This window comes from Candidatus Sodalis sp. SoCistrobi (genome assembly GCF_900143145.1).
Lineage (GTDB): Bacteria > Pseudomonadota > Gammaproteobacteria > Enterobacterales > Enterobacteriaceae > SoCistrobi.
The window spans coordinates 1-6504 of record NZ_FRDB01000168.1 but is presented as its reverse complement, the minus strand read 5'-3'; the positions used below and the strand labels follow the sequence as shown (position 1 = coordinate 6504).

Genomic DNA, 6504 nt, shown 5'->3' with positions numbered 1-6504 from the left:
CGCTCCGTACCCGCATTAAACGACTGGCGCGTAAAACGATTTGCTTCTCGCGCTCTGTCGAGATCCACGAAAAAGTCATCGGAGCCTTCATCGAAAAACACATGTTCTACTAATTGGAGTCATTACCCATCAGTTTTTGCAGCGGCACCAATAACAGACTACTTGGAAAAGCGATACGTTCGGGATAAAGCGCCGCCATGGTTTTCGGCAGCACCTCGGCGAACAGCAGCACTACAAACGTCAAGACGCCGGTGGCGATGGCGACGCCGAGATCGCCGTACAGGCGCATCCCGACAATGGTCGCCAGCGCCGAGGCAAGAATATTGACCAGATTATTGCCAATCAGCACCAGACTTAGCAATTGATCGGTACGCCGCAGCAACTTCTCAACGCGGCGGGCGCCGCGGTTGCCCTGTTTTGCCTGATGACGCAGCCGATAGCGGTTTAGCGTCATCATGCCGGTTTCGGAAGCGGAAAAATAAGCGGAAACCAATACCATGATAACCAGGATTACCAGTAAGGTACTGGTTGAAACATGTTCCAAAGTGGACTTTCCTTATTGGCGTTATCTTACGCCATCACGTTTTGCCAGATTCGGCTGCCGAAGTAGGCCAGCGTCAGCAACAGCACGCCCAGCACGCTGAGCCACACCACCCGGCGGCCGCGCCAGCCCTGCCGGTAATGACCCCATAGTATTACAATATAGACCAGCCAGGCGACGAAAGAGAGAACCGCTTTATGCCGGTTCTCGGCGACAAACCAATCCCGCATAAAAAAAAGACCGGTGGCGAGCGTCAGCGTCAGCAGCACCACGCCAACCTGGGTGATGTGGAACATTTTACGCTCAATTCCCATCAGCGGCGGCATGTCGGAATGAAAATTCAGCTTCTTGTTTTTTAGCAAGTAATCAAGCCAGGTCAATTGGAACGCGTACAGCGCGGCGATAATCAGCACCGCATAGGAAAACAACGCCAGGCCGATATGCACCATCAAACCGGGCGTCGCTTCCAGATGGGTGATGAATTCACCCGGCATCAGCGTAATGAACGCCACATGGATCATGGCGAAGATATAGACGATAGGTAATAAGAACCAGCCGCGGTTGCGTGACGCCGCCACCGTCATCACCACGCAGATGATAAGGCTGATTAAGGAGCCCACGTTCAACAAGCTCAGATTCTGCCCTGCCTGCACGCCGAAGATACGCAGCCAGATGAGCACGCCATGTCCCAGCATCGCCACCGTGGCCGACAGCAGAGCCAGCCGGCGATAGGCGCTGCTGCGGCGCAAAATGCTGGGCAAAATCAGGCCGAGGCTCAAAGAATAGGCAATAAAGGCCAGAAGGGAAATCCAGGACATAGCAGCGTCGTCGTCTGACTTAATAAAAGAGGCGACCAGTATAGCCTTCAGCGCGTCATGCTCCAACCGTTGTCGTAAGGGGTGCAGCGATCGCGGCCTGCTTCGTGTTATACTGTCGCCAATAATGTCGCGCAAGCGGCCGGACGCCACGTTGAGTAAAAAACGATGTTTGACAATCTATCCGATCGATTATCGCGCACGTTGCGCAATATCAGCGGCCGAGGCCGCCTGACTGAAGACAATATCAAAGATACCCTGCGGGAAGTGCGCATGGCGCTGCTGGAAGCGGATGTGGCGCTACCGGTGGTGCGGGATTTCATCAGCCGGGTCAAAGAGAGCGCGCTGGGGCAGGAAGTCAATAAAAGCCTGACGCCGGGGCAGGAATTCGTCAAGATCGTGCGCGCCGAGCTGGTGAACGCCATGGGCGATGAAAACAACGCCCTCAATCTGGCGGCGCAACCGCCGGCGGTGGTGCTGATGGCGGGCCTGCAGGGGGCCGGGAAAACCACCAGCGTCGGTAAGCTCGGCAAATATCTGCGCGAGAAGCAGAAGAAGAAAGTGCTGGTGGTGTCCGCCGACGTCTATCGCCCGGCGGCGATTAAACAGCTGGAAACCCTGGCTGAAACCGTCGGCGTCGATTTCTTCCCGTCCGACGCCGGTCAGAAGCCGCTCGACATCGTTAATCAAGCGCTGAATCAGGCCAAGCTCAAGTTCTACGATGTGCTGCTGGTGGATACCGCCGGCCGCCTGCACGTGGATGAAACGATGATGGCGGAAATCATCGCCATTCACGCCGCCATCACCCCGGTGGAAACCCTGTTTGTGGTTGACGCCATGACCGGGCAGGATGCCGCCAATACCGCCAAAGCGTTTAATCAGGCGCTGCCGCTGACCGGGGTTATCCTGACCAAGGTAGACGGCGATGCGCGCGGCGGCGCGGCGCTCTCCATCCGGCATATCACCGGTAAACCGATCAAATTCATGGGCGTCGGTGAGAAAACCGATGCGCTGGAGCCGTTTTATCCCGATCGTCTGGCCGGGCGTATACTCGGCATGGGCGATGTGTTGTCGCTTATCGAAGATATCGAGAGCAAAGTCGATCGCGCTCAGGCAGAAAAGCTGGCCAGCAAGCTGAAAAAAGGCGATGGCTTCGACCTCACCGATTTCCTCGACCAGCTCAAGCAGATGCGTAATATGGGCGGTATGGCCAGCATGATGAGCAAGCTGCCCGGCGTCGGCCAGCTGCCGGACAACGTCAAGTCGCAGATGGACGATAAAGTCCTGGTGCGCATGGAGGCGATTATCAATTCCATGACCGCCAAGGAGCGCGTCAGTCCGGACATGATTAAAGGTTCGCGTAAGCGTCGTATCGCCGCCGGCTCAGGCATGCAGGTTCAGGACGTCAACCGCTTGCTGAAACAGTTCGACGACATGCAGCGCATGATGAAGAAAATGAAAAAGGGCGGTATGGCAAAAATGATGCGCAATATGAAGGGTATGATGCCGCCCGGCTTCCCCGGTCGTTAACTATCGATTGCTTTTTACCCCGAAACGAGTAAAATTTTGTGGCTTTTTATACGGCAACCGGGCCCCGTTCCCCGACAGGGCCCGGTTGTTTTATTAACTAAAGAGGATGTTATGGTAACAATTCGTTTGGCACGTGGCGGCGCTAAAAAACGCCCGTTCTATCAAATCGTCGTGACCGACAGCCGCAATGCGCGCGACGGTCGCTTTATTGAACGTATTGGCTTTTTCAACCCGATCGCCACCGGTCAGGCTGAAGGTCTGCGTTTGGACTTGGATCGTATTGAACATTGGGTTGGCCAGGGCGCAACGGTTTCCGAACGCGTTTCCGCGCTGATTAAAGACGCGAAAAAAGCAGCCTAACGCCTGCTGGTGGTGAAAATGAGCAAACAACTCCGTATCGCAGCACCCGTTGAGCCAATAGTCGTGGGCAAGATGGGCTCGGCGTATGGCATTCGCGGTTGGCTCAGAGTGTTTTCATCCACTGAAGAAGCCGAAAGCATTTTTGATTACCAGCCCTGGTTTATCAAAAGGGCAGGTGAGTGGCAGCCGATCGGGCTGGAAAGCTGGAAGCGCCACAATCAGGATCTGATCATCAAGGTCAAGGACATCGAAGACCGGGAAGCGGCCACGCTGCTGACCAATTGCGAAATCGTCGTCGACGCGTCGCAATTGCCGGATCTCGACAGCGGTGAGTATTACTGGAAAGACCTCCTGGGGTGCCAGGTCGTCACCGTTGGCGGTTATCAGCTGGGTGAAGTCATCGATTTGATGGAAACCGGCTCGAACGATGTTCTGGTGGTGAAAGCCAACCTGAAAGATGCCTTTGGCATTCAGGAGCGGTTAATTCCGTTCCTCGACGGGCAGGTGATTAAGCACGTCGATCTCGCGACCCACGTCATTGAAGTTGACTGGGATCCGGGCTTTTGACCCCCAAAATTGAGGGTGGCGGAAGCGGTGGAATGTGGATTGGCGTCATCAGTCTGTTCCCCGAGATGTTCCGTGCCATTACCGACTACGGGGTGACCGGCCGGGCCGTGAAGAATGGCCTGCTGAATGTGCAGTGCTGGAGTCCGCGTGATTTCACCCACGACAGGCATCGTACCGTGGACGATCGCCCTTACGGCGGCGGACCGGGGATGCTGATGATGGTGCAGCCCTTGTGGGATGCGATTCACGAGGCAAAAAACAAGGCAGGCGAAGGAGCGAAGGTGATTTATCTCTCCCCTCAGGGCCGTAAGCTCGATCAGCAAGGCGTGAGCGAGCTGGCCGCCAACCCGAAGATGATTCTGGTGTGCGGCCGTTACGAAGGTATTGATGAGCGTTTAATCGCCACCGAGATTGATGAAGAATGGTCAATGGGTGATTATGTGCTCAGCGGCGGTGAATTAGCGGCGATGGCGCTGATTGACTCGGTCTCCCGGTTCATCCCGGGCGTGCTGGGACATGAGGCCTCCGCGGCGGAGGACTCCTTCGCCAGAGGGCTGCTGGATTGCCCGCACTATACCCGTCCTGAGGTGTTGGCCGGCATGGAGGTACCGCCAGTTCTGCTGTCGGGCAATCATGCTGAGATCCGTCGCTGGCGTCTGAAACAGTCTTTGGGCCGTACCTGGCTCAGAAGACCTGAACTTCTGGAAAGCCTAGCTCTGACTGACGAGCAAGCAACGTTGCTGACCGAGTTCCAGCGGGAATATCGGGTAAGGCAACACGATGATTAAAGGGATCGGCCTGATGGCTGGTTAACCTGAACTATCAGTTTACCTAGGGTAAGAGACAAAATTATGAGCAACATTATTAAGCAAATTGAACAAGAACAGCTGAAGCAGAACGTACCGTCTTTCCGCCCGGGCGACTCGGTGGAAGTCAAGGTATGGGTTGTTGAAGGCAGCAAAAAACGTCTGCAGGCATTCGAGGGCGTGGTTATCGCGATTCGTAACCGCGGTCTGCATTCCGCATTCACTGTTCGCAAAATCTCCAACGGCGAAGGCGTTGAGCGCGTATTCCAGACGCACTCTCCGGTCATCGATAGCATTACCGTGAAACGCCGTGGCGCCGTGCGTCAGGCCAAACTGTATTACCTGCGTGAACGTACCGGTAAGGCAGCGCGTATCAAAGAACGCCTGAACTAAGGTACGGCTCACGCCGCATCCAAACGTTAATAATGACCCAAGGGTTAGGCCACGGCCTAACCCTTTTTTTATCGCTGCGCCGGCGGCCACGTACTGTTTACGCCCAGGTCTGCAAGCAACCTTCAATTTCTGGGCGGATAAATTGTCACTGCGCCGACAGATCTTTTCTCTACACAGCAACCAGCACCGCGTCACGTTGATGAAGCGCGCACGTCCACCCTATGGCGTAACGACAGTCCGGGTACCTTGGCGACGGAGGCTAACCGTGCATTTTACTGGCGCTCTCCCACCTGCCGGCGAAAAACAGCGAAGACGAAATGCTCACAGGATCATCTCTGTTGGTTAAATCAGTTGAGCAACTGCGCCAGCAACATGCCTTAATGCCCGCCTGAAAAGGCTCACGTCGCGGCGGGCCGCGGCGTGAGAGTCATGTTCAGAAAGTGTCGGCTTGCCTGGGGCAAGATAGCTGGAGCAACAGCAGCCTGGCCGCTGACAACAACGGTGACCGTTGCGCCCGCCATTAGCGCTTTGCCAGGCAGTGCGGCGCAAAGAGTTTATCAATTTCCTCGCGCGACGCGATGGGTACGCTATGCGCGCGCAAATCGGCTACCTGGGCGGGTTTAGTCAACGTGTCCAGCAGCTTATCGACATATTTGCTGTTAAACGTCGGGGTGGCGGAATGGTATCGCCCGATGGTATTCCAAGAATAGCCATAGCGCTGCACCAGCTTATGAAGAATATAGGTGCCAGAGAGGACATTCACGCAACTGTTTTCCCGTATACTCTGCGCGCTGATACCCAGAGTATTAAGCATCGGTAAATTGACGCTATTGATCTGCATCAGGCCGATATCTCGCGTGCGATTACTATTGTGGTTAATCGCCTGCGGTTCAAAGCGGGATTCCTGCCAAATAATCGCCCGAATGAGTGACGGGTTGACCTGGAAACATTGCGCGGCATAGCGCACACAATCCGTTTCCGCCTTGGCCGCCCCGCAGCCCAACAACAGCAGTAACGCGACGACTTTCGGTGTTTGGCTAAACGTTGCCACGCCTCTCAAACCGGCAACGGCTTTAAGAGGCTGCTGAATCAGGGATGGGAAAGCGTTAGAAAAAAGGTTCAGGGGCGTCATCGTCATTGCCACAAATCATGGCCTGCATAAAATCGTTATAGGCGTAGCTCAACCCCAGGGATCTTGTGGTCAGTGGGTTGAGTGAATAACCCCGAGTTTATTAGAGAGTAATTTTGGCAATACTACGCCGCTTCCTCTGATGCTAATTGCAAAGCGTAATAGTTCATTTCGGCTTCAGTAGGAGGGATGTAACCCAGCCGCCCGAGCAGCCTTCTGTTGTTGTACCAGTCCACCCAGTCCACCCAGTCCAGCGTGGCCAACTCCACTTCCGTCCGGTTTTTCCAGCTCCCGCGGTGGATAACCTCCGTTTTGTACAACCCGTTGATACTCTCTGCCATCGCATTATCGTAGGAGTCGCCG

General features: G+C 55.2%; 10 protein-coding genes and 1 pseudogene. 7 read left to right on the top strand and 4 right to left on the bottom strand.

Going from position 1 to position 6504, the window contains the following annotated elements; translation table 11 throughout:
* A partial coding sequence (locus CINSTRO3249_RS11420; RefSeq protein WP_044698828.1) for an IS1 family transposase occupies positions 1 to 113 on the top strand: 113 nt, incomplete at its 5' end.
* Between the two features lie 14 nt (positions 114 to 127).
* On the opposite strand, the pseudogene CINSTRO3249_RS11415 reads toward CINSTRO3249_RS11420, so the two are convergent.
* A pseudogene (locus tag CINSTRO3249_RS11415) lies at positions 128 to 544 on the bottom strand (CNNM domain-containing protein); the annotation flags it as partial.
* Between the two features lie 26 nt (positions 545 to 570).
* Positions 571 to 1359 (bottom strand): cytochrome C assembly family protein, encoded by a 789-nt coding sequence (locus tag CINSTRO3249_RS11410; protein WP_074013375.1) that lies wholly within the window; start codon positions 1357 to 1359, stop codon positions 571 to 573.
* Between the two features lie 165 nt (positions 1360 to 1524).
* Here CINSTRO3249_RS11410 and ffh point away from each other — a divergent pair, with 165 nt between their 5' ends.
* From ffh to CINSTRO3249_RS18035, 6 genes are all read left to right on the top strand, one after another.
* Positions 1525 to 2886, top strand: coding sequence for a signal recognition particle protein (gene ffh / locus CINSTRO3249_RS11405; protein ID WP_074013374.1), 1362 nt, complete (start codon positions 1525 to 1527; stop codon positions 2884 to 2886).
* Between the two features lie 111 nt (positions 2887 to 2997).
* On the top strand, positions 2998 to 3246 hold the full coding sequence (gene rpsP, locus CINSTRO3249_RS11400) for a 30S ribosomal protein S16 (protein ID WP_011410519.1): 249 nt from the start codon (positions 2998 to 3000) through the stop codon (positions 3244 to 3246).
* An 18-nt stretch (positions 3247 to 3264) separates the two neighbouring features.
* Positions 3265 to 3813 carry a ribosome maturation factor RimM gene (gene rimM, locus CINSTRO3249_RS11395; RefSeq protein WP_074013373.1) on the top strand — a complete coding sequence of 183 codons (549 nt, stop codon included), beginning with the start codon at positions 3265 to 3267 and terminating at the stop codon, positions 3811 to 3813.
* Between the two features lie 32 nt (positions 3814 to 3845).
* Positions 3846 to 4601: a tRNA (guanosine(37)-N1)-methyltransferase TrmD gene (trmD, locus tag CINSTRO3249_RS11390; RefSeq protein ID WP_074013372.1), complete on the top strand. Its 756-nt coding sequence runs from the start codon at positions 3846 to 3848 to the stop codon at positions 4599 to 4601.
* 63 nt (positions 4602 to 4664) lie between these two features.
* A complete protein-coding gene (gene rplS, locus CINSTRO3249_RS11385; protein WP_074013371.1) occupies positions 4665 to 5012 on the top strand; it encodes a 50S ribosomal protein L19 in 348 nt (115 codons plus the stop codon).
* Between the two features lie 269 nt (positions 5013 to 5281).
* Positions 5282 to 5404, top strand: coding sequence for a hypothetical protein (locus CINSTRO3249_RS18035; protein WP_125933175.1), 123 nt, complete (start codon positions 5282 to 5284; stop codon positions 5402 to 5404).
* 128 nt (positions 5405 to 5532) lie between these two features.
* Here CINSTRO3249_RS18035 and CINSTRO3249_RS11380 read toward each other — a convergent pair whose 3' ends face one another.
* Both CINSTRO3249_RS11380 and CINSTRO3249_RS11375 read right to left on the bottom strand, forming a co-directional pair.
* Positions 5533 to 6150: a lytic transglycosylase domain-containing protein gene (locus CINSTRO3249_RS11380; protein ID WP_084790203.1), complete on the bottom strand. Its 618-nt coding sequence runs from the start codon at positions 6148 to 6150 to the stop codon at positions 5533 to 5535.
* A gap of 116 nt (positions 6151 to 6266) precedes the next feature.
* Positions 6267 to 6504: integrase core domain-containing protein (locus CINSTRO3249_RS11375; protein WP_143146883.1), on the bottom strand; the 238-nt coding region annotated here is incomplete at its 5' end.